The organism is Chamaesiphon sp. VAR_48_metabat_135_sub, from assembly GCF_031418915.1.
GTDB lineage: Bacteria > Cyanobacteriota > Cyanobacteriia > Cyanobacteriales > Chamaesiphonaceae > Chamaesiphon.
On sequence record NZ_JANOJV010000170.1, the window covers coordinates 25,446 to 50,352 of the forward strand.

29 protein-coding genes are annotated in these 24,907 nt (G+C 43.3%); 12 read left to right on the plus strand and 17 right to left on the minus strand.

Annotation, left to right across the window (positions count from 1 at the left end):
* Positions 1 to 94 precede the first annotated feature (94 nt).
* Genes RMO55_RS12225 through RMO55_RS12235 form a run of 3 tightly spaced genes read right to left on the minus strand, consistent with a single transcriptional unit; the run spans position 95 to position 2,450 of the window.
* Positions 95 to 832, minus strand: a complete 738-nt coding sequence (locus RMO55_RS12225; RefSeq protein ID WP_310426874.1) for an SDR family oxidoreductase — start codon at positions 830 to 832, stop codon at positions 95 to 97.
* Complete coding sequence (locus RMO55_RS12230; RefSeq protein ID WP_310426876.1) at positions 829 to 1,008, minus strand: hypothetical protein; 180 nt, start codon at positions 1,006 to 1,008, stop codon at positions 829 to 831. Before RMO55_RS12230 ends, RMO55_RS12225 begins: the two co-directional genes overlap by 4 nt.
* Before the next feature lie 17 nt (positions 1,009 to 1,025).
* The gene (locus tag RMO55_RS12235) at positions 1,026 to 2,450 is read right to left on the minus strand and encodes an NAD(P)/FAD-dependent oxidoreductase (protein ID WP_310426878.1); all 1,425 of its coding nucleotides are present in this window, start codon (positions 2,448 to 2,450) and stop codon (positions 1,026 to 1,028) included.
* Positions 2,451 to 2,681: 231 nt separating this feature from the next.
* On the opposite strand from RMO55_RS12235, the gene RMO55_RS12240 reads away from it, so the two are divergent.
* On the plus strand, positions 2,682 to 3,431 hold the full coding sequence (locus RMO55_RS12240; protein WP_310426880.1) for a creatininase family protein: 750 nt from the start codon (positions 2,682 to 2,684) through the stop codon (positions 3,429 to 3,431).
* Positions 3,432 to 3,569: 138 nt separating this feature from the next.
* Here the strand turns inward: RMO55_RS12240 and RMO55_RS12245 are convergent, their stop codons facing one another.
* A complete protein-coding gene (locus RMO55_RS12245) occupies positions 3,570 to 3,902 on the minus strand; it encodes a hypothetical protein (RefSeq protein ID WP_310426882.1) in 333 nt (110 codons plus the stop codon).
* A gap of 139 nt (positions 3,903 to 4,041) precedes the next feature.
* Here RMO55_RS12245 and RMO55_RS12250 point away from each other — a divergent pair, with 139 nt between their 5' ends.
* The 3 genes from RMO55_RS12250 to RMO55_RS12260 all read left to right on the plus strand — a co-directional run bounded on the left by RMO55_RS12250 (position 4,042) and on the right by RMO55_RS12260 (position 5,700).
* Positions 4,042 to 4,539 carry a hypothetical protein gene (locus RMO55_RS12250; RefSeq protein WP_310426883.1) on the plus strand — a complete coding sequence of 166 codons (498 nt, stop codon included), beginning with the start codon at positions 4,042 to 4,044 and terminating at the stop codon, positions 4,537 to 4,539.
* A gap of 114 nt (positions 4,540 to 4,653) precedes the next feature.
* Positions 4,654 to 5,280, plus strand: coding sequence for a molybdenum cofactor guanylyltransferase (locus tag RMO55_RS12255; RefSeq protein WP_310426884.1), 627 nt, complete (start codon positions 4,654 to 4,656; stop codon positions 5,278 to 5,280).
* Between the two features lie 105 nt (positions 5,281 to 5,385).
* On the plus strand, positions 5,386 to 5,700 hold the full coding sequence (locus RMO55_RS12260) for a DUF3143 domain-containing protein (RefSeq protein ID WP_310426885.1): 315 nt from the start codon (positions 5,386 to 5,388) through the stop codon (positions 5,698 to 5,700).
* A 125-nt stretch (positions 5,701 to 5,825) separates the two neighbouring features.
* Here the strand turns inward: RMO55_RS12260 and RMO55_RS12265 are convergent, their stop codons facing one another.
* Positions 5,826 to 5,987, minus strand: a complete 162-nt coding sequence (locus RMO55_RS12265) for a hypothetical protein (RefSeq protein ID WP_310426887.1) — start codon at positions 5,985 to 5,987, stop codon at positions 5,826 to 5,828.
* Between the two features lie 5 nt (positions 5,988 to 5,992).
* Entirely contained in the window at positions 5,993 to 6,400 is a 408-nt protein-coding gene (locus tag RMO55_RS12270) for a hypothetical protein (RefSeq protein ID WP_310426889.1), read from the minus strand.
* A gap of 366 nt (positions 6,401 to 6,766) precedes the next feature.
* Between RMO55_RS12270 and RMO55_RS12275 the strand changes: the two genes are divergently transcribed.
* From RMO55_RS12275 to RMO55_RS12285, 3 genes are all read left to right on the plus strand, one after another.
* Complete coding sequence (locus RMO55_RS12275) at positions 6,767 to 7,633, plus strand: hypothetical protein (RefSeq protein WP_310426890.1); 867 nt, start codon at positions 6,767 to 6,769, stop codon at positions 7,631 to 7,633.
* Positions 7,634 to 7,776: 143 nt separating this feature from the next.
* A complete protein-coding gene (locus tag RMO55_RS12280; RefSeq protein WP_310426891.1) occupies positions 7,777 to 9,999 on the plus strand; it encodes a cation:proton antiporter in 2,223 nt (740 codons plus the stop codon).
* A gap of 166 nt (positions 10,000 to 10,165) precedes the next feature.
* Complete coding sequence (locus tag RMO55_RS12285) at positions 10,166 to 10,681, plus strand: hypothetical protein (protein ID WP_310426893.1); 516 nt, start codon at positions 10,166 to 10,168, stop codon at positions 10,679 to 10,681.
* A 23-nt stretch (positions 10,682 to 10,704) separates the two neighbouring features.
* Here the strand turns inward: RMO55_RS12285 and RMO55_RS12290 are convergent, their stop codons facing one another.
* Entirely contained in the window at positions 10,705 to 11,166 is a 462-nt protein-coding gene (locus tag RMO55_RS12290) for a hypothetical protein (RefSeq protein WP_310426895.1), read from the minus strand.
* A gap of 250 nt (positions 11,167 to 11,416) precedes the next feature.
* A complete protein-coding gene (gene psaM, locus RMO55_RS12295; RefSeq protein ID WP_310426896.1) occupies positions 11,417 to 11,506 on the minus strand; it encodes a photosystem I reaction center subunit XII in 90 nt (29 codons plus the stop codon).
* 208 nt (positions 11,507 to 11,714) lie between these two features.
* On the opposite strand from psaM, the gene RMO55_RS12300 reads away from it, so the two are divergent.
* The gene (locus tag RMO55_RS12300) at positions 11,715 to 13,325 is read left to right on the plus strand and encodes a S8 family serine peptidase (protein ID WP_310426898.1); all 1,611 of its coding nucleotides are present in this window, start codon (positions 11,715 to 11,717) and stop codon (positions 13,323 to 13,325) included.
* A 123-nt stretch (positions 13,326 to 13,448) separates the two neighbouring features.
* Here RMO55_RS12300 and RMO55_RS12305 read toward each other — a convergent pair whose 3' ends face one another.
* Complete coding sequence (locus RMO55_RS12305; protein ID WP_310426900.1) at positions 13,449 to 13,703, minus strand: SemiSWEET transporter; 255 nt, start codon at positions 13,701 to 13,703, stop codon at positions 13,449 to 13,451.
* A gap of 72 nt (positions 13,704 to 13,775) precedes the next feature.
* Between RMO55_RS12305 and RMO55_RS12310 the strand changes: the two genes are divergently transcribed.
* A complete protein-coding gene (locus RMO55_RS12310; RefSeq protein WP_310426902.1) occupies positions 13,776 to 13,955 on the plus strand; it encodes a hypothetical protein in 180 nt (59 codons plus the stop codon).
* A 114-nt stretch (positions 13,956 to 14,069) separates the two neighbouring features.
* On the opposite strand, the gene RMO55_RS12315 is transcribed toward RMO55_RS12310, so the two are convergent.
* From RMO55_RS12315 to RMO55_RS12335, 5 genes are all read right to left on the minus strand, one after another.
* Entirely contained in the window at positions 14,070 to 14,468 is a 399-nt protein-coding gene (locus RMO55_RS12315) for a type II toxin-antitoxin system VapC family toxin (RefSeq protein ID WP_310426904.1), read from the minus strand.
* Positions 14,459 to 14,659 (minus strand): hypothetical protein, encoded by a 201-nt coding sequence (locus RMO55_RS12320; protein WP_310426905.1) that lies wholly within the window; start codon positions 14,657 to 14,659, stop codon positions 14,459 to 14,461. Before RMO55_RS12320 ends, RMO55_RS12315 begins: the two co-directional genes overlap by 10 nt.
* A gap of 211 nt (positions 14,660 to 14,870) precedes the next feature.
* The gene (glyS, locus tag RMO55_RS12325; RefSeq protein WP_310426906.1) at positions 14,871 to 17,015 is read right to left on the minus strand and encodes a glycine--tRNA ligase subunit beta; all 2,145 of its coding nucleotides are present in this window, start codon (positions 17,013 to 17,015) and stop codon (positions 14,871 to 14,873) included.
* A 294-nt stretch (positions 17,016 to 17,309) separates the two neighbouring features.
* Positions 17,310 to 18,251 carry a histone deacetylase gene (locus RMO55_RS12330; RefSeq protein ID WP_310426909.1) on the minus strand — a complete coding sequence of 314 codons (942 nt, stop codon included), beginning with the start codon at positions 18,249 to 18,251 and terminating at the stop codon, positions 17,310 to 17,312.
* 25 nt (positions 18,252 to 18,276) lie between these two features.
* Positions 18,277 to 19,332 (minus strand): J domain-containing protein, encoded by a 1,056-nt coding sequence (locus tag RMO55_RS12335; protein ID WP_310426912.1) that lies wholly within the window; start codon positions 19,330 to 19,332, stop codon positions 18,277 to 18,279.
* Between the two features lie 291 nt (positions 19,333 to 19,623).
* Between RMO55_RS12335 and RMO55_RS12340 the strand changes: the two genes are divergently transcribed.
* Both RMO55_RS12340 and RMO55_RS12345 read left to right on the plus strand, forming a co-directional pair.
* The gene (locus tag RMO55_RS12340; RefSeq protein ID WP_310426913.1) at positions 19,624 to 20,511 is read left to right on the plus strand and encodes an alpha/beta hydrolase; all 888 of its coding nucleotides are present in this window, start codon (positions 19,624 to 19,626) and stop codon (positions 20,509 to 20,511) included.
* Between the two features lie 105 nt (positions 20,512 to 20,616).
* Entirely contained in the window at positions 20,617 to 21,810 is a 1,194-nt protein-coding gene (locus tag RMO55_RS12345) for a Coenzyme F420 hydrogenase/dehydrogenase, beta subunit C-terminal domain (RefSeq protein WP_310426915.1), read from the plus strand.
* Positions 21,811 to 22,048: 238 nt separating this feature from the next.
* Here RMO55_RS12345 and RMO55_RS12350 read toward each other — a convergent pair whose 3' ends face one another.
* Both RMO55_RS12350 and RMO55_RS12355 read right to left on the minus strand, forming a co-directional pair.
* The gene (locus RMO55_RS12350; RefSeq protein WP_310426917.1) at positions 22,049 to 22,672 is read right to left on the minus strand and encodes a ribonuclease D; all 624 of its coding nucleotides are present in this window, start codon (positions 22,670 to 22,672) and stop codon (positions 22,049 to 22,051) included.
* Positions 22,673 to 22,729: 57 nt separating this feature from the next.
* On the minus strand, positions 22,730 to 23,284 hold the full coding sequence (locus RMO55_RS12355; RefSeq protein WP_310426919.1) for a CAP domain-containing protein: 555 nt from the start codon (positions 23,282 to 23,284) through the stop codon (positions 22,730 to 22,732).
* Positions 23,285 to 23,475: 191 nt separating this feature from the next.
* On the opposite strand from RMO55_RS12355, the gene RMO55_RS12360 reads away from it, so the two are divergent.
* Entirely contained in the window at positions 23,476 to 24,165 is a 690-nt protein-coding gene (locus tag RMO55_RS12360) for a DUF3318 domain-containing protein (RefSeq protein WP_310426921.1), read from the plus strand.
* A 191-nt stretch (positions 24,166 to 24,356) separates the two neighbouring features.
* Here the strand turns inward: RMO55_RS12360 and RMO55_RS12365 are convergent, their stop codons facing one another.
* Complete coding sequence (locus RMO55_RS12365; protein ID WP_310426923.1) at positions 24,357 to 24,905, minus strand: cob(I)yrinic acid a,c-diamide adenosyltransferase; 549 nt, start codon at positions 24,903 to 24,905, stop codon at positions 24,357 to 24,359.
* Positions 24,906 to 24,907 lie beyond the last annotated feature (2 nt).

Here is a 24,907-nt window from a genome sequence, read left to right on the forward strand (position 1 = left end):
ACAGTCTGTAAATGCAGGTTTATACCATCAGATCCGATTGTACCAGAGATATAATTTGAAACCTGTCCTCATCTATAAATTAATCATTTGTCTATTATCGATCGCCCTGAGATTCTTTTAATAGAATGTAATCAACATTGGTATAACCGCCATCGACGACTATATTTGCTCCAGTTATAAAACTCGCAGCATCAGATATTAAAAAACTGACAACCTTGGCAATTTCTTCCGATCGTCCATTTCGAGCTAAAGGTGTAAGTGAAACCGCTGTCATGGAAGCCTTTGTAGACATATCTGTATCAATCCAGCCAGGTGCAATTGAATTGACTCTGATATTTTGAGAGCCGAAATTGTTACTCAAACTTTTAGTAAGATTAATCAGAGCTGCTTTGCTGACAGCATAAGATATACTCGCAAAAGTTCCAGTTAAACCATCAGTACTGCCAATGCTAACGATCGATCCACCATCGCAAATAGAAGATTGTAAACCCTGTGCCAGTAGCAGTGTCGTAGTCAAATTTACTTCGATCGTTCGATCCCAAATATCTAAATCAAAATTCTGAAAATCCTCAAATTCCAATGTAGCTGCATTGTGAACGATCGCGTTAAAAGTAATTGCTTTGATGGTACTAATAAAAGTGAGAGTTTGTTGTCGATCGGCAAAATTTACTTGATAAAGTTCGACTCGATCTCCCAACTCTACTTTAAGCAACTTAGCTTCAGCAGATCCAGTATTATATGTACCATAAACCGTGAATCCTTCACTGACAAGCTGTCGGCAAATCTCTTTGCCAATTCCTCTCGACACACCTGTAACAATTGCTTTTTTCACAGATATCTTAATTTATCTAAGTTTAGAACAATATAGAACTCAGTAGGATCTGGCGCATTCAGTGGTGCGTTTTTAGCAAACCGAGCTGGGAGATCGGGATTAGCCAGAAACGGAACGCCAAAAGCCACAGCATCGATTTTACCACTAGAGATCGTCGCTTCTGCTTCCTCTGCCAACCGTTCTTAAATTTTATCTATTTCCACCAACATAGACAATTGAGCCAACCATTTTGGCGTTGCTGCTTTTGGTTGCGATTGTAAGTGTGCCATTCTTGCGCAGCTTGGTAGATAAATTCAGTATAACTAGGCGATAAACAGGGGAAGGTGGTTAAGTCAGTAATTTTAAGTTTTTGTTGAATTGCCAGTGCGAGGATTTGAATTAATTCTGGTGCATTTTGACCGACGATTTCCGCACCAAGAATTTGTCCTGTACGAGTGACGACAATTTGACAAAATCCACTAGTTATATTATTTAAAATTGCCTGAGGGCAGGTTTTTAAATACTTTTGGAGGATAATTAGATCCCGTCGAGGACTATTTGTGGCAGCACCTATTGTCATCCCTACTCGTGCTAAAGGAGGATCTGTGTAGACAGCCCACGGCAGTCGATCGTAACTGCTATAATCAACTTTTATTTTCCGCCAATTCAGAGCATTATGTACGACAATTTTAGCTTCATACTGAGTTAAGCTTTGACTGTGATAGCCACCTAAAACATTCCCACAAACATTTCCACAAGCATAAATTTGAGGATGAGATGTTCGCAATTTATTATCGATCGAAATACCTTTATCGGTATGATCTATACCTACCCCAGCCAGATTAAATGGTTCGATAAATGGTCGATCGGGTAATGCGATAAAAATTTCATCGACATCGATCGACTCATCCCCCATTACGACCAATTTAGATCGATTTTCTTGGCTGACTTTGGTAACGATCGTTGCCAGATAAACTCGCACTCCATCTGCTTCTAGTTGCGCCTGAATTAGATTGGCAAAATCTAGATCTTCGTAAGGTAAAATCTGTTCTGTTTCAACGATAAGTTTTACCTGACAGCCCAATTTTGCTAGGGTTTGTGCTAATTCTACCCCGATCGATTCTGCCCCAATAATCGCCCACCGCAGCGGAATTTCTCGTTCGACTAAACTTGGCAATCGATCGAGTGTCAGGTATCCAGCCGATTGAATCCCAGGAATTATCGGATAATCAGAAACCGAGCCAGTCGCAATTAAATAAGCGCGAGCGCGGAGATATCTTTGGTTGATATTAAACGCCAAATGGGGGCGACGACAAAATTCACCCGTACCGAAGATCGTATCTACACCCATCGCCGCCAATAGAGCGGGACTAGATTCTTGTTCCAGTCGATCGATCGCTGTATAAGCATACTTCCAGGGATAGCTAGATGGCGACTGAATCTGTCCGCGATTCGTTTGAATGGTTTTGGCGATCTGAGCCAAAGCATAGGGGTAGAAATCGCTCTGGGGATGGACTTGACCGTTAGCTGGATGGGGCAAGATCAGCGCAACCCGCGCCTGTAAATTCACAGCCTCGATCGCCGCTACACGTGCCGCCGCTGTCGCACCAATAATTACTAAATCGTATTCTAAAGCCAAAATTCGGGGTGTGGGGGTGTTTGGGTGTGGGGGTGTTTGGGTGTTGGGGTGTGGGGGTGTTTGGGTGTATATTTCCTTTACCCTTTACCCTTTACCCTTTCCCCTAAAGCATAAAGCTTAAAGTCTAGCCAAACCGATAACCAAAGCCCCCAACAGTAGTGATATACTGCGGTTGAATGGGATCGATTTCGACGACATGTTGGGTGCGAGCATCATCACAGGTAACTTTTTATGCGTTTAGATCTGAGTACTTGGACAGAAGTTGAAACTTATCTTCAGACATCTACTGGGATAATTATACCGATCGGTTCGACCGAACAACACGGCCCGACGGGATTAATTGGCACGGATGCCATTTGTGCAGCAGCTATCGCCGAAGCTGTAGGTACCGCTACTCAAGCACTAGTTGCACCGACAATTAATGTGGGTATGGCATTACATCATACTGGCTTCCCAGGTACGATTAGTTTGCGCCCGAGTACGATGATCCTGGTCATCCGAGACTATCTTACCTGTTTAGCTCGATCGGGATTTACAAAGTTCTTTTTTATTAACGGTCATGGCGGCAATATTGCTACTCTAAAAGCAGCTTACTCCGAGACATACGCGCATTTAGCCGACTTGAATATACCTAATATAGATCGAGTAGAATGTCAAACTGCCAACTGGTTTATGTCTGGCAGCGTGTATCGTCTAGCTAAAGAATTATACGGCGATCGAGAGGGTTCTCACGCCACGCCTTCTGAAGTTGCACTGACTCAATATCTCTATCCCGAGTCAATTAAATCTGCACCATTGGACTCAAATAATCTCTCTTCAGAACGCAAAATTCTCGGTGCAACAGATTTTCGCCATCGTTATCCAGACGGTAGAATGGGTTCAGATCCCAGTCTCGCCACCCCCGAACATGGCAAGCAATTCTTCGATTTATCTGTCAAGGATCTCACCGCTAGTTATCTAGAATTCCTAATGAGTGAATAACGGCACTCTCGCATTGATGGCGGTATTAGCACGGATAAGGGGTAAAGGGAACAACACGATCGAATTTTGGCAGATTACAATACTTTTCTGACCCTAACCGTAGGAAAGCCCTACTTATTACTTATTACTTATTACTTATTACTTGACCGGAACACCTACGGACTTTAAAAAGTTACGCAAGCGAATCAATAATAATATTTCTTTGATCTTGGGATTACTAGTCGCGGAAATGGCATTGTCACGATCGAGTTTTTGTTGGGCATTGACAACTAATTCAGCAAAATCGGCCGCCGACAGAGCTTTGCCATCCAGGGGAGATCGCCCTTCAGTAATAATCTCTGCTCTGAGGACTTCCTCTGGAATATCTTTATCTGGCGGTAGATCTACCGCCTTAACTGGGGAGAAGATTTGCCAGCCAAAGATCGTCAAAAATGTGACTTGGGCTAAGAAAGTGTCAATTTTTAAGCGCATCGATTCAGGGATGATATTTCCCAGCTAAAAGTTAAGTATCGATTCTGTCGATCGGCAGCTACATCAACAAAAAAGTGATAGTATGTATCAACATCCGCATTTTAACTACACAAAATCTAGTATTTGATGACCTTGCTCTATGCATCAACCAAATATACCTCCCCGTAGTAAAAATAGATCGTCATCGTCAAAACGTCCATCGACAAGCTCGAAGGTACTGGGAGTCAACCAGATCCAGCAACAGCGGAAAGTGACACAATTGCCGCAGCACAATTCAGATCCAGTCTGGCTGAAATCGCTGTTAACACTGCAACAGGGATCGCTAGTATTATTTTGCAGCATTTTTGGGTTGAGTTCGATCGTTTATGGCTACACCGTCTACACTCAAGACATGTGGAAGAGTCAACACTCACAGTTAAGAAGGTTACAAAAACAGGAACGTCAACAAGGCGTGATGGATGAAAATCTCAAGCAACAGATGGCTAAAACAGCAGAGCAGCCAGGAAGTGGTTTCGTTGCACCCAGCCCCGATAAAATTGTCTTTATCCCCACCGCGCCTCCACGTCCCACGAAATCGATACCCGCACCCCCATCACCCCAACCAACTCCAGCATCTCAATTTCCAGTAGGCTATTAAATTAATTGATAATTGAGGTTTTAAGATGGGGTATTAAACCCATACGCCCTGTTAGGGAGAGGTTTGAGGTTGAAAATCGACTCTTCCCAATACCCCATAGGTGGTACAGCTAACTTGCCAAATCAATTATCTGTCATAATTCTTGCTGGTGGTCGTAGTTCTCGGATGGGTCGAGATAAAGCGATGATCGAGATTGATGGTATCCCGCTGATTCGGCGGATCTATGATGTTGTCGCTGCGTGTCGAGATTTCGATGGGGTCACGATCGAGCGAATTTATTCGCTCGCACCTTGGGTGACTAAATATCAGGATATTTTACCAGCAGACTGTCAATTTATCGCAGAACAGCAACCACATCAAGGCCCTCTCATCGCTTTTAGCCAAGGATTGGCAGCGATTAACTCAACATGGGTACTCTTGCTTGCTTGCGATTTGCCCAACTTATCGACCCCCATCGTCCAATCTTGGATCGACCGATTGCCCTCTATCCCGCCCCAGAGCATAGCTTATCTTCCTCAACATCTCCACAAAGGTTGGGAACCATTGTGTGGCTTCTATCACCAAAATTGCCGCCACTCATTACTCGAATACATCCAAGCGGGAGGGCAATCTTTTCAAGGTTGGCTGAGGATGAATGTGGTGACAGAATTAGCCATTGCCGATCCGATCTGTCTGGCAAACTGTAATACGCCAGAGGACTTGGCTACTGTCGTCGAAAATCGCTCGTTCGATCTAAAATAGTAGGAGATTGATTATTTAATCCAGAATTATTCTTGGTGCAACGCCTGCTGAGGTTCGATCTGCCCGTGACAAAGGCATCCGCAAAATTCAAAATCCAAAACTGACGTGACCTTAATACCAACGGATACTCCACTATACAATCATCCCCTGCCAGAAATCGAACAATGGCTGATTTCGATGGGCTGCGAGCAAGATGATAATGAGCTACATTGCTGGCATATTCACAAGTCTGATTGGCGGGCAGAATTGTGTTTGGATATTGAAGAACTCACCGTCCGATATCACTCTATCGATAGTAACAGTTCGAGTGCAGGCTCTCAAAAAACATCACAACTTACTCCCAGTCAAAGTATCTATCGCACCTTCAAATATTCTCTGAGTCGTCAGGATATTGAAAATGCGGTCTTTGCAGGGCCATAATAATACCGCGTCGGAATGTCATTTTTAGCATTCTCGATTATTGGCGATCGATTACAGTTCGTTGGCTCGGATCGGCTTAGATCCCCGACTTCTGCGAGAAGTCGGGGATCTTTCCAGCCGGCAATCTATTTGGTTGTCAAGAATGCTAACGTATAAAATGAATTGCTATTGAATTCAAATTCGTCGATGATTTCTAGATTGAGTTTACGGGTATGTGCTGCAAAAGATCGCTGATTTAACTGATTGATAAAGGTCACGCCGATCGGGAATTTTGGGGCAAAATTCAATCGCATCAAATCGAATAATTGTGGAAAAACTTCACTGCCACGGATCGATCGATACAAACTGGTCCGTATTGAAAGCTATTATTTATAGTTATTTTCCGATCCTGAAATCTCAATTCAGGCAAGCGAGAAATCATCACCCTGAAAATCTCCCATTGTGAGAAAAACTCCCAATCTGCCGCCAGTACATAACCGACAATCGTCCCTTCACGTTCGGCTACAAATACACCAGACTGGCAGAGTAACTGACTTAACAAATCGGTAGTAAAAGGTGTCATCACAAATCCACCAGCTAATTCTGCTGGATCTAGATTTATCAAAAGATTGCGAGACTGAAGATCGAGAATACCTTCTAGATCGGATTTGTTAGCGGAGTTTCCCCTTTGAGGAATCGCATTTCTAATAATTGATGACATGCTAATTTCTCCCTTGACTCAGATGTTATTTTATTATGCCATCTTCCTGAAGATAATATCGATAGTGAATTAGTACTTTCGTCGATTTTGTAATGTCATCTCTGGCACATTATGGCAATCTTGCAATGCTATTAGAGGAAATACGGAGATTCCCCTAAATCCTTCTTCAAAAGCTATGTATTACTCACAGATTGGATCGAAAGGGAAGTAAGCTAGTAGGGGCGTTGGGGGATCTTTTGGGGTTTGCGAGTGCCATCTTATCCGCATCTATTCATCCTCTTAGAAGCAGAACCGGAGTAGCGATCGGTCTAAAGTCAGCAGTTTCCAATTAAAATGGGGATCGGTTAAATTTGTGTTTGATATATCGTGACGCGAAAATCTTTAGCAATCGCTACAACTGTAGGCAGTTTTAAAGGAGCTTTTGCTCATGGAGTCTTAACCGCACTAGAAGAGGCTGGCATCGTCGCTGATGGCTATGCTGCGGCATCTTCATCAGTAATTCCTACTAGTTGGGCGGCGATCGGTCGAGCTACAGATTTAGGAGTAGACTATTGGTTAGCAGGGTTGTCAGCATTAGAGCAGCCTCAGCAGAATATGAGTAAAATAGTGCAGCGGGGAATTCGCATCTTTAGCAAGCAGTTGCGACAACATTTATATCAACCCCAGACTCCCACTCTATATATTGCCACTAATGCGGTAATCGATCCCGCCGCCGCAGCACAAACCCAAACTGCTCTCGCTCAAGATTTAGGCAAACGCTTACTCCGCGCCTCAGTCCAAAAAGATCGCAGTTGGGTGGATGCGAATTTGCGATTCACCTTATTTAGCACGCACCACCATGAGTCTCAGTACCGAATTACGCCCAATAACTTTCCGGCTGTTGCCTATGCTTCTTCGCGAATTATGCACGCATGGGAGATTCCGGCTTGGATTGATGGTAAACCTTACGTAGATGCGGCTTATACTTGTCTGTGTCCAGCATTGGCAATGGTATCAGCAGGATATCAGGAAACGATCGCGATCTCCAATGAACCAGGCACGATGTATCAGGATATGTTTCATATAGAGCCAATTCCCACCCACAGTTGCGGTGTACCCATCCATATCATCCGTCCTGATGTCCATCTCAAGGAATTGGGTGTAGACTTTACCAAAGCGACACCAGATGGCTTGGTGAGGGTATATCGTCACGGACAAGACAAGGGATCGGAATTTATTAGACAATGGAAGTAGGGATTAGGCTTTAGGGGGTCGAGGTATTTTTGGAATGTACAAGTGGACTGATTATAATCAAGTAGGGTGGTATCAATATTGATAATATCTTCTTGTTTCCTAAGACCTAAGACCCAACACCTAAAGCCTCAATCCTAAGCTCTATGAACATTGTTGTCTTGACATTAATTGAAGTGCTGGTTGTGATTGGTGGATCGCGATTAGTTGGTTGGGCATTTAGATCGATCGGTCAGCCTTTGGTAATTGGTGAAATTGTTGCAGGGATTGCATTAGGGCCTTCACTATTGGGCTGGCTAGCACCAGATTTAGCGGGAGCATTATTCCCCGTCACTGCGATTCCATTTTTAAATGTTTTATCTCAAATTGGGTTAATCTTTTTCATGTTTTTGATTGGATTAGAATTAGATCCTAAATACTTGCAGGGGAATCTCAAAACTGCCGTGGTGACATCTGGTGTCAGTATTTTAGTTCCGTTCTCCTTAGCTGGAATTTTATCATTATTAATTTATCCAGTTCTTTCTAATAATAGTGTTTCTTTTACGGCATTCACATTGTTTTTAGGTGCGGCGATGTCGATTACGGCATTTCCCGTGTTGGCAAGAATTATCACTGAAAATAATCTTCAAAATACCCGATTGGGGACTCTAGCATTGACTTGTGCTGCTGTAGATGATGTGACAGCTTGGTGTCTATTAGCTTTGGCAATTGCTGTAACTAGAACTAATAGTATGGTTGGTGCTGTGCCAATAATTATCTATTCCGTTGTCTACATTGGGGCAATGTTGACTGTAGGTAGATGGTTACTGAATATTTTATCTACTTATTACGATCGCACGGGTAAGCTGTCACAGTTGATGCTCGCGGGGATTTATATGGCGGTGGTATCCTCGGCTCTAATTACGGAAGCGATCGGGATTCACTTGATTTTTGGAGCATTTCTATTGGGTGCTGCCATGCCAAAAAATCCGAGATTGGTGCGGGAAGTTGCGCAAAAAACCGAAGATTTTGTATTAATATTTTTATTGCCAGTTTTCTTTGCTTATAGTGGTCTTAAAACCCAAATTGGTTTGTTAAATAGTCCCGAACTATGGCTATTGTGTTTGGCAATTTTAGGAGTGGCGATCGTCGGCAAGTATGTCGGAACTTATTATGCCGCCAGGAGTTGTCAGATCGATCGACAGGAAGCTTCTGCTCTCGGGTGGTTGATGAATACGCGGGGATTGACAGAATTAATTGTCTTGAATATTGGCTTGGAATTAGGCGTAATCTCGCCAATTCTATTTACCATGTTAGTAATTATGGCACTGGTGACTACTTTTATGACTTCACCACTATTAGAATGGACGTATCCCAAAAAATCGATCCGACTTCACAGTCAATCAGAAACTTTACAGGTATTTGACGACTCCCGATCTGATGGCATACAATCGGGATTTCAATCACCAACGATAACAGTCCCAACACCAACACCGATTGCTTATCGAATCTTAGTTCCTGTCGCTAATCCTAACACCCAAAAAGGACTCCTCCAATTAGCAGCATCGATCGCCCACAACGATCGCCAATCAGCTATTATCAACCCATTGAGTCTGATCGAACTGGAAGAAGATTATCTATTTCAAAGTACTCCCTTCGAGGCAAATCGCCTGATCGAGAGACGACTAAAACAGTTAACTACTCTAATTGATACCCTCGAACCGATCGCCGCTAGATCGCTATTTCAGCCGATCGTGCAAATCGGTTATGATGTATCTCAGAAAACTGCTGTCATTGCGGCACTCGATCGCGCAGATTTGGTACTATTAGGTTGGCATCGTCCGACTTTTACAAACAATCGATTGGGTGGTAGAGTCGCCCAAATGCTTGGAAATACACCTGCTGATATGGCAGTATTTATCGATGCCAACAATGATAGTTCGATTGTTGAACCATATCAAAAATTGCTAGTTCCATATACTGCTAGTAATCATGACGATCTCGCTGTTGAAATCGCCCTGAGGATGCTCTGGAACGATCGCGGTAGACATTTAGAACTAATTCAAATTATCTCACCTGACACCAAGAATGGCGAACTCAGTGCCGAACTCGATAGTTTACTCGAAAATTTGCCAACAGAAATGAGTGAAAGAATTAAAATTTCGACTCTTAACGCTGTCGATCCAATCGTCGAAATCGAGCAGATTTCTCGTCGAGTAGATCTGACAATTACCGGAATTGGACGTACTTGGGGACGTAGAAAACCGCTCCTCGATAACTACACAGATAGGCTAGCTATTCATTGTGTCTCCCCTCTCCTAATCGCTCGTCGTTACAGTCAATTTAGTTCTCACCTAAGCTTTGTTAATCAGTTGAAAATTGAAGGTTGAAAGCTTGTACTGTTGGCGTAGCCTCGCCTTTGGCGATACATAGCCAAAGTGTTAAAAGTGATGGATCGCACATATTCGATCGGGATAAAAACAAGAAACAATTGTTAGTAATTTAAAATAGCCATTAATGAAAGTTTTTTCAGTTAAATCGATTGTCTCATACAGTATGGCAATTGGCAGTGCAATCCTGTTTTTTAACTTTGTGACTAGCTATGGCGAAGCAAATATTAAAGCACCGACAGCTATTGCTGGTAATTATCTAATTACTGCCCAAAACTTACCTGCTTGTCTTCAACAGAAGCAACTTTTACTCAAACTTCAACAGTCTGGTATTTATCTTAATGCTAGTCTAATTAACAATCCAAAAGAAACGATATCCGATCGAGATATTCGCCCTACATTGTCTGGTAAATTGCGAGATCGACAACTAGAATTAATCGGACTATTACCAACGGCTATTTGTCCTCAATCTTTACAATTGCAAATTGTAGGTTCATTAGTGGAGCCTGCAAAGCAATTAGAAGGAAAACTCTGGTTTGGAAATCAAGATATCGATGCTTTAGGTGAGAGGCTGTCGCAGCAGCAGATACAGCCCTCTCCTGTGGAGAAAAAACTACGAACAGCACCCGTTGAATTTACGAGTATTTTACAACCATCAACTAGGTCTGCTCAGTCTCATTAACGACATCCCGATCGATAATTTAACTACTTACCTTGAGCATTTTGCGATTCAGATAGATCGGCAGGATTGACAAGAAAGATTTGACGGCGATCTGGTGCAACTTTATAGCTGTTTTCTTGGATCGCATTCTGTTGCGACTGAGGATCGAAAGAGCGACTGAAGCTACTATTGATTTTATTAACTCGGATTTTAAGATCCTGCACTTCAGTTTTAAGATGCTGTAATTTATGCTGTTGCGACCAATTGTAGCTAATTAAGTTGACTAAATTTGCCATGCCAAACAGCGATAAAGTTGAGTAAGTAACTAACTTCGTAATTACCTCCAATCCTTGACGGCGATGAGCATAAGCTGGATTAGATCTCACTCGAGATCGCTTACGAGGGGAAACCGTTGGAGCTGTTTTCGTCGTCCCTAAGCTCTGTAGCTGCGATTTCCGTCGTTGTGGTAGCTGTTGTGGTGGATCGAAAGAAGGTTGTGCATTCATAAAACCTAGTACACCCAATATGGAAATTTTATCCATTATACGGGTTGTCACATCAAAACTGTTATTTCGATCTTTAATTCTGAATGTTGCGGACGATCTTCAAGCTAGATGTATTGCGCCAGAGAAGCCGCTTACAGGCAAAAAACTAAAGAGTAGGACAATTCATAAATTGCCCTACTCCATAAATGGCTGAAAGTTGGATAAGTTGACTATCTACCAGTAGTAGTTTTGACCTATCCTGCTAACTATACTATTTATACAATTCAGTTGACAGGCGTAATGCCAATAAACCAGGAATGAGCGCGACGGCTAAAGCCACAAAAACTTGAGTATCAGACATTGAGAGATTCCTCCAAACACAGGGATTTTACCTGTTCATAGTTTGCGATAATTTTAGCTAAGACTGGCAATACTGTAACAAAATGTAGAAAGATCGGTCTAGCATTCAGCTAAGTTGAGTGGGGGAAAAGGGGAAAGGTAAAGGATTTAATTTTCAAACCGACCTATGATTAACTAGTAAATATCGAAGTTCAGTGGAGATTGGCTGATTGAGTAAATATTGGCAGCGAATCGCGATTTGGGTATCGTTGACGAGTACGATCGCACCTAGTTGGGCATTACCAACAGCTAATTCCATTGGTAGTGCGGGGATTGATGCTTTGAGATTACATCAGTCACCATATAATCTTACAGGTAAAAAAATTGCGATCGGGCAAGTCGAAATCGGTCGTCCGGCTCAGTTTGGCTGGGATAAGGCGGCTAAAGACCCCACATTCAAGCTCGAACAGATTTTTTACCAGGACGGTGAGGCTAAAGCCAATACTAATGTCGAAGATCACTCGATGATGGTCGCAGCAGTGATGATTAGTCAAGATAAACGATTTCCTGGAGTCGCTCCCGCTGCCAGATTGTATGCCACTGCGATGGGTACTGTCGATCGCACTGGACAGCCGGAAGAATGCCGCTCAATCCAACATATTGCCCAACAGAATGGGGGAGACATTCGTGCCATTAACTTGAGCTTTGGCGAGCCATTAGGCCGCGATCCTCGGCCCAATCCTAAATTAGATGGCAACGCGTTATTGACTCAGTGTCTGGACTGGTCGGCGCGGGTGCATAATGTGACATATTTGGTAGCAGGCAATCAGGGTAAAGGTGGAGTGCCAATTCCCACGGATAACTATAACGGGATTAATGTTGCTTATTCGCTGCTCAGACAAGAAATGTATACTAAGTTAGGTTTCTCTAATCTGAGTGAAATGCCGACTGGGACTGCAAAAAAGATTAAAGATTTGGAAGTAAATGTTGACAATCGTCGATCGATCTCATTAGTAGCACCAGGCAATCTTCAGCTCTATAATTTAGCAGGTAAACCGACTTCCGTGAATGGTACCAGTTTTGCCGTGCCTCATGTCACGGGTACGGTGGCTCTATTACAAGAGTTTGGCGATCGGCAGTTACGGACTAGAAGCCAGATGTCGCCTGACGTTCGCTCTCATTGGACTCTCGACAGTCGTCGTCATGAGGTGATGAAAGCGGTACTCTTAAATTCCGCTGATAAAATCCAAGATTTGGGCGATGGGTTGCGGCTGGGGATGACGCGAACGATGCTGGCAAAAAACAATCGCGATTGGCTCGAATCAGAAGCCTATGGAGATCGCCACGTTCCTTTAGATTATCAGTTAGGGGCGGGTCAATTAAATGCCTTCCGCGCTTATCAGCAATTTAGTCCCGGACAGTATCATCCCATCAGTCCCGTCCCCGCGATCGGCTGGGATTATCGGACTGTCGATGCTGGAGTATACCGAGATTACCATCTCGATCGATCCCTCGCCGAAAATAGTTGGGTCTCGATCTCGTTGACTTGGGATCGACTGGTAGAATTGGCAGATCCCAATCTTAACAATGAATATGATGTCGGTGAAACCTTTCGAGATCGCGGTCTCAATCAGCTCGATCTTTATTTGATGCCTGCTGACGAAGACAGACTCGATCGAAGTTTATGGTCTTCAACTAGCTCTGTCGATAGCGTCCAACATATCTTCCATCAAATTCGCGATCCAGGTAAATATAAAATTCGCGTCCATTTTCGTCAAGCTCTCAACGTTCCCCATCAAGCCTACGCTCTCGCCTGGTGGACAGTCCCCACCCTACATTAGAGAGACGATTAATTAACAGGAATATTGAGTAGCTTGGATTTACAATTAATTGCAAGTCTCGATCGAATCTTAATCGATATACTGCTGCTTAACTCACGATCGAATCCCATGAGTAGATCGATTCTACCCATATTTAAGCTTAAAACGTAAGATCGCTAAATTCAGTACCAATGTCACTGCATTTGCCATGATTATCGGTGTACTTTTAACTAATAAGCCATAAACAAGCCACATTGAAACCCCAGCAATAAACGATAGCAGGGTGGGCAAAGCTAAATCTTTAGTTGACTTGGATTGCCAAACTTTCAGAACTTGAGGCAAAAAAGCTGCTGTTGTCAACGTTGCCGCTATATATCCTACAAGATCGATTAATTGCATTCTAAATTCTTGATTGTAAGTAGATGTTAAAATGGGCTATGGCTTCGTCCAAGTAGTGCCCACCCTACATTTATGACTGCTACTATACAATATTTTGTTAGTTCGATTATAAAAATATGCGATCGAGATGATGCTTATTCTTACTACAATGCTTTGTTAAATAGTCTCAATAGCTTTTATGCTGCACTCGAACTGAAGTCAAAATATCAACCGATCGATCCCAATCGATCACCAGGATTTAGCTTAAAATAAAGGTATTCAATTTCTGTTGAATCTATACGGCAACACTACTTACACAACCGGACAAGGTTTTATGTTAAATGTAACAGTTGATGAAATTCAACGCGATCCTTCCAAGTATCTACGTCAAATTCGAGGAATTACTTGAATCAGTCCAGTTTGAAAAGCTTCATCATAGGTAATAACAGGCAAATTTTCGAGTTCAGCTTGTGCCATAATCATTCTGTCGAAAGGATCTCGATGGGCAATAGGCAGACTTCCCGCTCGGAGTGCATGAGCTGAAGTGACAGCAAGTTCGACAAATTTGGCGTGATGCAATATCTGCGAATATTCTTCAACAATCTGTTTGGCTTCGGGAAGTTTGCCAATTCGATATTTGGTAGCAATTTCCCAGGCAGAAACACTACTAACCAGGATACGATGATCGGGGTTACGAATGATGTCGTGGCATTCGGGCGTGAGTTTAGGATCGTTAAACAGCCACCACAGTAAAATATGGGTGTCGATGAGATAAGTTACTCCCATTGTTGAAGTTCCTCTTCTGGCAATGGCTCAAAAAAAGCATCTCCGAGTGTTCCGGTAAGTAACCCTGGAGTCCGAGGCTGTCTCTGTTCCTGCCCTAAGCCCAGACGAAAGTAGTGAATCAGATCGTAAATTTCGGCGAGTTTTTCTTCGGGAATATCTTGCAGTTCTTGGTAGATTTTTTGGATGAACATAGATTAAATTCTCCAGCGTTTGATGCTCGGTTCGATGATTTTATGATTAGGTTGTTATGTGGGTTGGGTTGAGCGGAAAGTCAACCTACGAGTTATCTAAGTAGATGGGCGTAATTAAATATAAAATGTCGCGTAGGGTGGGCATCGCCCACCAGATAGGTTTCAGGCATAATCTATTTTATAAATAATTGCCCCTACCTACTTATACTTACTATTTGACGATCGATCCAAAATCAGCCAACACTCGTGCATGATTGCGAACCAACCCTAATAGATTCAATCGGTTGGTTTTAATCTCTGGATTTGAGTCCATTACTAACACACTATCCTCCCCATCAAAAAAGCTGCTAATTGCGGGTGTAAGTTGCCCTAGAGCGTCGATAAGCTGTTGATAGTTGCGAGAAGCCTGAGCGGCTTTTGTTTGGGGTTCTAGGGCAATTAAACCATCGTAGACAGATTGCTCTGAAGACTTTTGAAATAGGTTAGTTTGGACTACTTGGGTGGGTGCTAATTGTTGGGTATCGAGGTTTCCTTGGGCGGCTAATTTACTCGATCGATTCACGGTTGCATAGATATTTTCTAAGGTACCGTTATCGCGAATTTGTTGGAGAAATACGGCTCGATCGCGTGTATCGAGTAAGTCTGTCAGTGCACGTTGGGTATATTCTGGGTCGTTTTCACCTAAGACGGCGTTGACGAGATCGTAGTCGATATGTTTGTCTTCTTGGAGGAGATTTCGTAATCTTTGGACGAAGAAGTCTTGTAATTGTTGAGTGAGTTCGGCGGGATTTACTTGGGTGCGGATGTGCTGAAATTCGGTGACGATTTTAGTGATTAGTTGTTCGAGATTGATGCCTAAGTTAGCATTCCAGGCAATATTAACGATCGCATTTGCCGCCCGTCTGAGGGCGAAGGGATCGGACGATCCGGTGGGTAACATGCCCAATCCAAAGATACAGACTAATGTATCGAGTCTGTCGGCAATTCCGACGATTTGTCCGGTTAAGGTTTGGGGGAGGCTATCTTCGGCATTGCGGGGTAAATAGTGCTCGACAATTGCGGTAGCTACTTCGGTTGATTCACCATTGGCGATCGCATATTTAGATCCCATTATCCCTTGCAGTTCGGGAAATTCGCCGACCATTTGGGTGACGAGATCGGCTTTAGATAATAAGGCTGCACGGGAGATATTTTGACACTGTGCGGGATTGAGATTTAATTGAGTCGCGATCGAGTTAGCATTAGTTACGATGCGATCGACTTTCAATTTTACCGATCCTAAATCGGCTTGGAAAGTGACGGTTTCTAGTTTGGGTAAATAGTCGGCTAATGGTTGGGCTAAGTCGGCACTATAGAAATATTGTCCGTCGGCTAATCTGGCTCTTACAACTCGTCCATTTCCGGCGGCGATAATCTTGGATTTAGCCGGATCGCCATTGGAGATCGTAATAAAGTGCGGTAATAATTTCTGTTTGCTGACATCTGTAAAGATTGGGAAATATCGTTGATGTGTCACCATTACCGTGGTAATTACTTCTGGTGGTAAAGCCAGAAATTCATCGTCGAATTTTCCAACTACAGCGGTAGGATATTCCACCAAATTGACTACTTCAGCGAGTAAGTCGGGATAAATTTCAGCAACTCCGCCCATTTTTGTCGCCGCAGCTTGAATCTGCTGCTGGATATCGGCTTTACGTTGATTTTGGTCTACATTTACAAAGCCATCTGCCAAGGTTTTTAAATACTGGGCGGCTGAAACGACGGAAACTGGTTCGGGATGGAGGACGCGATGAGTTTGCGAAATCCGATCGCTTTTAACTATATCCTCACCGTTGACAATCTCGATCGGTAAAATAGTTTCATTCCATAATGTCACCAACCAGCGAATCGGACGCGGAAATTTCAACTCCCCATTTGCCCAACGCATCAGGCGTTTACCTTCTAATTTGAAAATCCACTGAGGGATTAACTCCGTCAAAATTTCCTGCGTATCTCGTCCCGCGATCGTTTTAGTGATAAAAATAAACTCACCCTTATCTGTCGGGCGCAATTCTAAACTCGCAACATCTACACCCTGCTTTTTAGCAAACCCTACCGCTGCGGGAGTCGGTACGCCATCTTTATAAGCGGCTGCGGCTGGCGGGCCTTTGATTTCCTCTACGCGATCGACCTGCCGATCTGGTAAATTAGTAATAATTGCGGACAGACGGCGTGGCGTAGCATATATTTGTACATCATTAGTCAAAGCTTCAGCCGCCAAACTCGCCGGAATCATCTGCTCCCACTGACGAATTGCATCGCTGACAAACCCTGCGGGTAAATCTTCAGTACCAACTTCCAACAAAAAATCAGACATATTGAAAAATTAATAATTACAGCTAAAAATATAAATTTATAGGGATCGAATTAGCAGATCCACGAGTCTCTATTATCTAACCTCTGTGTCCACTGCGCCTGAAGCGGTTCAAAAAAACTCCTACAGGCGTTCTAGCCTAATCCCAAACCCTCAAGTCCCGATCGTTTATAACCCAGCAGCGGAACGATCGACCACATTACGGAATACACTCGATCTAATCGCAAATTTATGATTCGATCGAGGCTTGTATGAGCTGGTTCCTGCGCACCTTTGCTAAAGATCGAGCAACTATCATCAACCTAATCGATTTATACATCGATCGATTGTAGCTACTACCGATTGTCCCAAAGAATCAAAATCATAGCCACCTTCCAATCCAAACACAATTTTCTGAGTCACCTGCAAACAATAATCGGTAAAAACACCAAAATCTTTGGGCTTGAGCGAAATATTTGCCAACGGATCGTCATCATTTGCATCATATCCAGCACTAATAATTAATAAATCTGGGCGAAATTCAGTTAAAAAGGGCATCACTTTGGTTTCAAACAGTGGCTGGTAGTCCGCCAGCGTACTTCCCGCCTTCATCGGTAGATTCAATAGATTTTGATAAACGCCCTGCTCCGTTGCCGCTCCAGTGCCAGGATAGTGAGGAAACTCATGCAGCGAACAGTAGGCAATCTGGGGATTATTTGCCGCTACTGCTTGGGTGCCATTGCCATGATGAACATCCCAATCGAGAATCGCCACCCGCTCGGCACCATTTGCCAAAGCGTATGTCGCCGCAATTGCTGCATTGCTAAAAATACAAAACCCCATTCCTCCAGATGGCTCTGCATGATGCCCAGGCGGGCGTGCCAAGACGAATGTGGGCGTGCCCGTTATGGCAAGATCGACCCCATCTAGCCAAGCATTGACAGCAAGCAGAGCAACTTCATAGGTGTTAGGGGAAACAGGTGTATCGGGATCGAGTTTCGCTCCGAAAGGCTCCGCCAACGATCCAGTATGCTCAGAGAGTCGTTGAATCGATCGAATATATTCCATCGGGTGAATTTGCTCGATCCAGGGCAGTGGCGATCTAGACTCGATCGATGTCGGCAATCTCCAATCGATTTGATTCGCCCATTCTGCCCGTTCCAGTGCTGACTTAATCGCTGTCAGTCGGGCTGGTTTTTCGGGATGGAATACGCCTGTTTCGTGCTGCAAAAAGTCGTCTGAATATATAATCGGGAACATGAGAATTAGATCCAATTTACTGAGGCTAAAATTGTCCAAATAGATCCATTAATAAGTCTTCTGCTGATACTTGTTGCATTTGTTGAAAAATAGCGGGGCCTTTCATAAAATCTTTAACTGTTATCTTTTTATCGCGAAAATCTATGGCGAATTGATGAATTTCCGCGATTACCTCGATCTGTGATTCTGTCTCTGCAACCATTTCACCAATTGGATCGACACCAGCTTTAGTCAATTTCTTATATTCAGCAACGATCGATCCTTGTGGCGTATTTTTAGTTTGCCAAATTTCTTGTTTGAGATTGGTAAATTGACTATTGAGAAATTCATTTTCTTGCTCGATTCGCGCACATCGACGAATCAGATCGTCTCCACTATCTCGATCGATAATTTCGCCCATCTGATGCTGTTTCTCGATCGCGAGTAACTTCGCTAAATCTCCAGCTTGGTAAGCCTGATTGATTTCCTTCATCACTTCAGTACGATACTCGCAATCCTGCTCGTCGATCGTTTTATCAGGATGAAAAACATCTGCCAATCTCAAAAAAATTTGACGAATCTTTTTTAATTCATCACGATCGATCTGTGGAGATTCGACCTCATTATTAAAGTGAGATTGCCGTTGGCGACCAAAAAAATCTTCCGCACCCCAATCATCCTTATCATCTAGATCTTCTTGCTGAACTACACTGCCACTGTGCATATGACGCTGGCTAATCAATCCCGAAATCTGAAGTGTATAGTAAATTTTTTCGATATTTTTTCGAGTTTGTTTAGCTAATTTTCTGCCATTGAAAATTTCTGTAAAAATGGCATGGATTTTACCATCGATTTCCAAAAGTTGCTGGAGAATCGGCGCACTTCGTTGCGCCACTTCTACACCAATTTCCCGAATTCGATCGAGCAAATTATTTAGCTCCGTGCGTTTTTTTTCGATTTGCTTGAGTAATTTTTCGTTGTCTCGCTCTAAAAACTCCAAACGGATGCGGAGATCTGAGACAGCTAGTCCATCAACACTAGCTGCTACATTAACGTTGTCAGCACGATTGCGAGTGGATACAGATTTAGACTTTCGAGCCATAGAAAAAGTAAATTGGGTCGGGATGGCAATTGAACCATTCTAGTGCAGTTAATCGATCGAGTGTTGATTCGTTGGCGAAGCCTCTCGAAACGAGAATCGATTAACTGCACCAATTATCGATGCGGAGATACCCACAAGCTCTTGGCTGCGCTGAAAAGAAAAATAAATCTGACTCCGCCGCGATCTGTTACAAACCATTACCGTAGGATCTTTTAAGGATCGTCACGATTGATGATAGTCTTGACGATTACCTCCGGTAGGCTTCGCCAACTATAAAACTTTTAGTCACTGATGTTTCCCAGCTTCTTACCCGCCAACGTTCGACAACTTACAGAGCCAAATTCGATCGAGTCAGCAAGTCAAATTCAGCGGACAGATATCGCCACACCCCTACTTCCTCAAGCAATTCCGACTAGTTATATCTGTCAGGGTACAGGTGGCATCCCGATTGTCTTTTTACATGGATTCGACAGTTCGCTCTTAGAATTTCGCCGAATTATACCGATTATTTCACAACATACAGAAGTGTGGGCGATCGATCTGCTCGGATTTGGATTTACCGAAAGATTGCCAGATTGTCCATTTAGTGCCGATAGTATTCGTACTCATCTCCAGGCGTTTTGGCAGACAAAAATTCAACAACCGATAATATTAGTCGGTGTCTCAATGGGTGGTGCAGCCGCGATCGAATTCACACTAAATTATCCCGAAGCCGTCCATAAACTAGTCCTCATCGATAGTGCTGGTTTCACGCAACCACCCGCAATGGGTAAATTTTTAATCCAACCATTAGGCAATTTAGCCACCAAGTTTCTCTCAAGTCAGAAAGTCCGTAGAAGTGTCAGCGAGAAAGCTTATTTCGATCGATCCTTCGTCACCGCAGATGCTCAATTATGCGCCGCTCTACATTTAGAAATGCCGAATTGGAGTGAAGCTTTAATTGCCTTTACTCGCAGTGGTGGTTATGGCTATTTGCTCGATCGATTATCAGAAATACAGCAACAAACTTTAATTATTTGGGGTAAACACGATCGAATATTGGGAATCGAAGCCGCTCAGAAATTCAAACAGAATTTACCAAACTCTCAACTCCAATGGATCGATAATTGCGGACACGTTCCCCATCTTGAAATGGCACAAATTACCGCACAGTCTATTTTAGATTTTATTTGTCAATAATTATCGATCGACAATCGTTCGCGATTTTACAATATATAAACCGAACTCCCATCGCCCAACTCCCAACCGATCTATAATATCGAGATATATCGATCGAGTGTCCCCATGACTGCTGCGCCCAAACACCAGAAAGCCAAAGCTCTAAAACCCAACAGTGTCAAACCTGCAAAGGAACTGTGCAGCGAATGCGGGTTGTGCGATACCCATTATATCCACTATGTCAAAACAGCTTGTGCTTTTCTCAATCAGCAGATTCCCACCCTGGAAACTCAGACTCACGGGCGCAGTCGGGATTTAGACAAAGAAGATGACTTATACTTTGGCGTACATCAGCAGATGATGGCGGCGCGAAAAATCGAGCCGATTCCTGGGGCACAGTGGACGGGAATCGTCAGTACGATCGCGATCGAAATGTTAGAGCGGGGGCTAGTAGAAGGCGTTGTGTGCGTTCAAAACACGCCTGAAGATCGGTTTACCCCAATGCCAATAATTGCGCGGACTAGGGCGGAAATTCTCGCGGCGAAGGTGAATAAACCCACCCTGTCGCCAAACCTCTCGATCCTCGAACAAATTGCCGAATCGGGATTGAAAAAGCTGTTAGTCATCGGTGTAGGCTGTCAAATTCAAGCCTTACGCGCCGTCGAAAAGGAATTAGGCTTAGAGCAACTATACGTACTCGGTACTCCCTGTACCGATAATGTCACCCGTGCGGGCTTGCAAAAGTTTTTAGAAACCACCAGTCGATCGCCAGAGACGGTAGTTTATTATGAGTTCATGCAAGATTTTAACGTCCACTTCAAACATGAAGATGGTTCGACAGAATTAGTCCCATTTTTCGGGTTGAATACGAAGGAATTAAAAGACGTATTTGCCCCATCCTGTTTGAGTTGTTTCGACTATGTAAACTCCCTCGCCGATTTAGTCGTCGGTTATATGGGCGCACCATTTGGCTGGCAGTGGATTGTCGTGAGAAACAATCGCGGTCAACAGATGTTAGATTTAGTAAATAACGCGATCGAGACTCAAGCTGTGATGTCTAAAGGCGATCGTAAAGCCGCAGTTCAACAAAGTATTCCCGCCTACGATAAAGCCGTCACATTACCAATGTGGGTGGCGAAAATCATGGGTGTAGTCATCGATAAAATCGGCCCAAAAGGATTGGAATATGCGCGGTTCTCGATCGATTCTCACTTTACGCGCAATTATCTATTTACCAAGCGCAATTATCCAGAAAAGTTAGAGCAACACGTACCAGAGTTTGCGAAGAAAATCGTGTCTCAGTATAAGTTACCTGAGTAAATAAATAGTAGATTGAAAGTATTAACTTTATTGAAAATACTGAGATCTAAATGGTGGGCATTGCCCACCCTACTTTCTTACTGAAAACCATTGTATTGTTAACTTTCAACTGAATTCAGCCACTTTTCCATCTGAGCCACCGTTTGCGGTGCCAAATATTCCGACAATCAGATTGTTGAGTTGCTGCAAATTTCAGAATGCACTATCGCTCGATTGTGGCTTTGGACTAGACTAAAATTTAATGATGAGAAAAAACATCATCATACTGCAACAGATCTAGGGAAACCAGCGTAGGTAAAACCTTGAAACAATCCTGCGCCAATTCCCACCGATCTTCGCGCTGCAACTTAGTAATTAATTTCTGACGCATACTAATGAGATAGCGGACATCATTAGCAGCATAGCGGAGTTGTTCGTCCGAGAGATTTTCGGCATCGCCCCAATCCGAGCATTGAGCGGATTTATCAAGTTCTACCCCTTCGAGTTGCTGAACTAATGTCTTCAAACCGTGACTGGATGAATAGGTACGAATTAGTTTACTGGCAATTTTAGTACAGAAAATTGGGTTGGTTTCGATCCCCAAACGATGACGCAATTGCGCTACGTCAAATCTGGCAAAGTGAAAAACTTTAGTAACTGCGGTAGCTTCCATCACCCGTTGTAAATTTGGTGCGGTAGTTTGTCCTTTAGCAATCCTAATTACCGTCAGCAAACCAGGTGAAAATAATTGTACCAAACATAGCCTGTCGCGATGATAGTTTAATCCCATTGTCTCTGTATCTACCGCGATCGATTCCGCTTGTAGATACTTTACAGTTAGAGCATCATCTAAATCTCGATCGCAAATTTGAAAATCTTCCATGTTCGAGGATAGGGGGATGATAAGGTATTGACGATTCCCTCTCCTACTATCCCAGATTTAACGCGGCTTACGGACAAAAATTTGAGTAAAGTAATATTCACCTTGAGCACTTTGAGCCACCCCAATTCCAGTTAAATTATAACGACCGATTATATTATGTTGGTGCCCTGGACTCTCGATCCAACCTTGAACGGCAGTTACCTCAGGTTGCTTGTAGCCCCGATTGGAAGCAATATTTTCGGCTGCGCTCTTATAGACAATCTTGTCTGAAATCGAATCGATCCGCTCGTTAAAACCATCATGGCTGAGACCGCCAGCCCTAGCCATTGTTTCGCTATGTGCTTTAGCTTGAGCAGAGACTTCTGGATCGAATACCAATGGTGCTAACTTTTGAGATTGGCGATATTGATTGACTTGTTTGAAAATTTCTAACTCCAAGCTATTCATCACCGGAGCGATTGGAGCTTGACGATTTCCATCAACCTGTCTTGTAGTTGACACATTAACAGATTTATTCGTGGTCATACTAGAATTAAAATCAGCGCGAGCTGTCTCAGTTAATCCCATGACGGCAAGGAATATGCAGAAAGTGCCTAAAAAATCATATTTCATCCGATCTACTCAACTCAAAATTCAGCGAAGATCGAACTTTTGCCGATCCCTCCATCTAAGATGACATCGCAGATCGAAACCCACTGCGATCGATCTCACGATCGAGAGGTAATCTGTAAGAATGATAAATTTTGGCAACCTTGGGCGAGAATTAGCTAAAATAGTAACTAAGATCGATCTAAACTATCGCTATGACATCCTACTCCGCTGCCTCTGCTCGCGCTGAAATGAGTGAACTGCGTCGGCTCAAAAGTTTGCTCCCACCCGAACTCCAAAGCTGGGTAACAGTGGAAACTACTGTCGAAGTAAATCCTCCCCTGGTTCGGAGTGAAGAATTAGGCAAAGATCAAGTTGAAATTCAGATCGATTTAGTCAAGTGGGAACGTCTCGCGCTCGATCAACGCAATTTGTTATTTTGGCATGAAGTCGCACGAGTCCAAAATGACACTATTTCTCGCGATGGCTGGGAAATGGCAGCTTTAGCGATCGGATTGGGTGGTGCTGTCGGCGAGTTGTGGGTACAAGATGGTCTATTATTGATCCTCGCACTCGGATTGTGCGGTGTTTCTGGTTATCGCCTGTATGCTCGCAATAATAGCGATCGACATCTCAAAGAAGCGATCGATGCTGACGAAAAAGCGATTGCCCTAGCTACCCGCTTCGGATATACACTCCCTAATGCCTACAAGAGCCTGGGCAGTGCCTTAAAAACTCTGACCGATGATACTCCTAAAAAGAGCAAACGCAAACACTACGAGTCTCGTCTCGACGCACTCAAACGTAGTGCTGCCAAGGCTAAAGATAAAGTCGATCGGACGCGCAGTTCTTCTCGCGACCGTTCCTTAGCTGACGATCGCGAAAATCGTCAGAGTTACAGATAAATCTTAAAAAGTTGAAAGTTGAAAGTGAAGTTTTTAGAGAGTATTTTCCAAGTCGGATCTTTGGTCGCTAGCGGTTGACTGAAACCCATAGACTAGTGTAGCTATAATTGAAAACCCGACTTTCTTTTGAGACAGTCGGGTTTTGATATTTAACAAGCGTTTAGAAATTTCACTTTCAACTTTCAACTAATTTAAGCGGCCAATTCTAAAATCGCTGGATGTGGATTAGTCCCAGCAAGGATAACGTCTAGATTTTCTGGTAACGTAGTGAGAAAATTGGTCGCAGATTCAATACTAATTAAACCTAACTCGATCGACAGACTCAAGTCGTCTAAGATCAATAACGAATATTCACTCATTCTCGCTACACTGCAAACATGTTTCCATAGTTGCTGAAAATTGTGTAACTCTAAATCATTCAAATCCGCGATCGAAATATTCCGAATCAAATTACACCGAATCCAGTCCAGGTTTTGAGCGAGATTGACAACTCGATCGTGTCCTTGACGAATACCGCCCTTGAGTAGTTGGACAATCAGCACTCGTTGTCCGGTACTAGCAATCTTGAGTGCGTCAGCGACTATTTCAGTACAAAATCGATTCTCCACGGGAGAGGCTTTGTCAACAGCAAATGTTTCAACGATTCTAATCTGGTTGTGAGGTGTTGCTGAATAATTGTGAAGTAATGCGCCACGAGTAACTGAAGTGTTGTCTGGATGACTATTTAGTTGTGCAATCATAT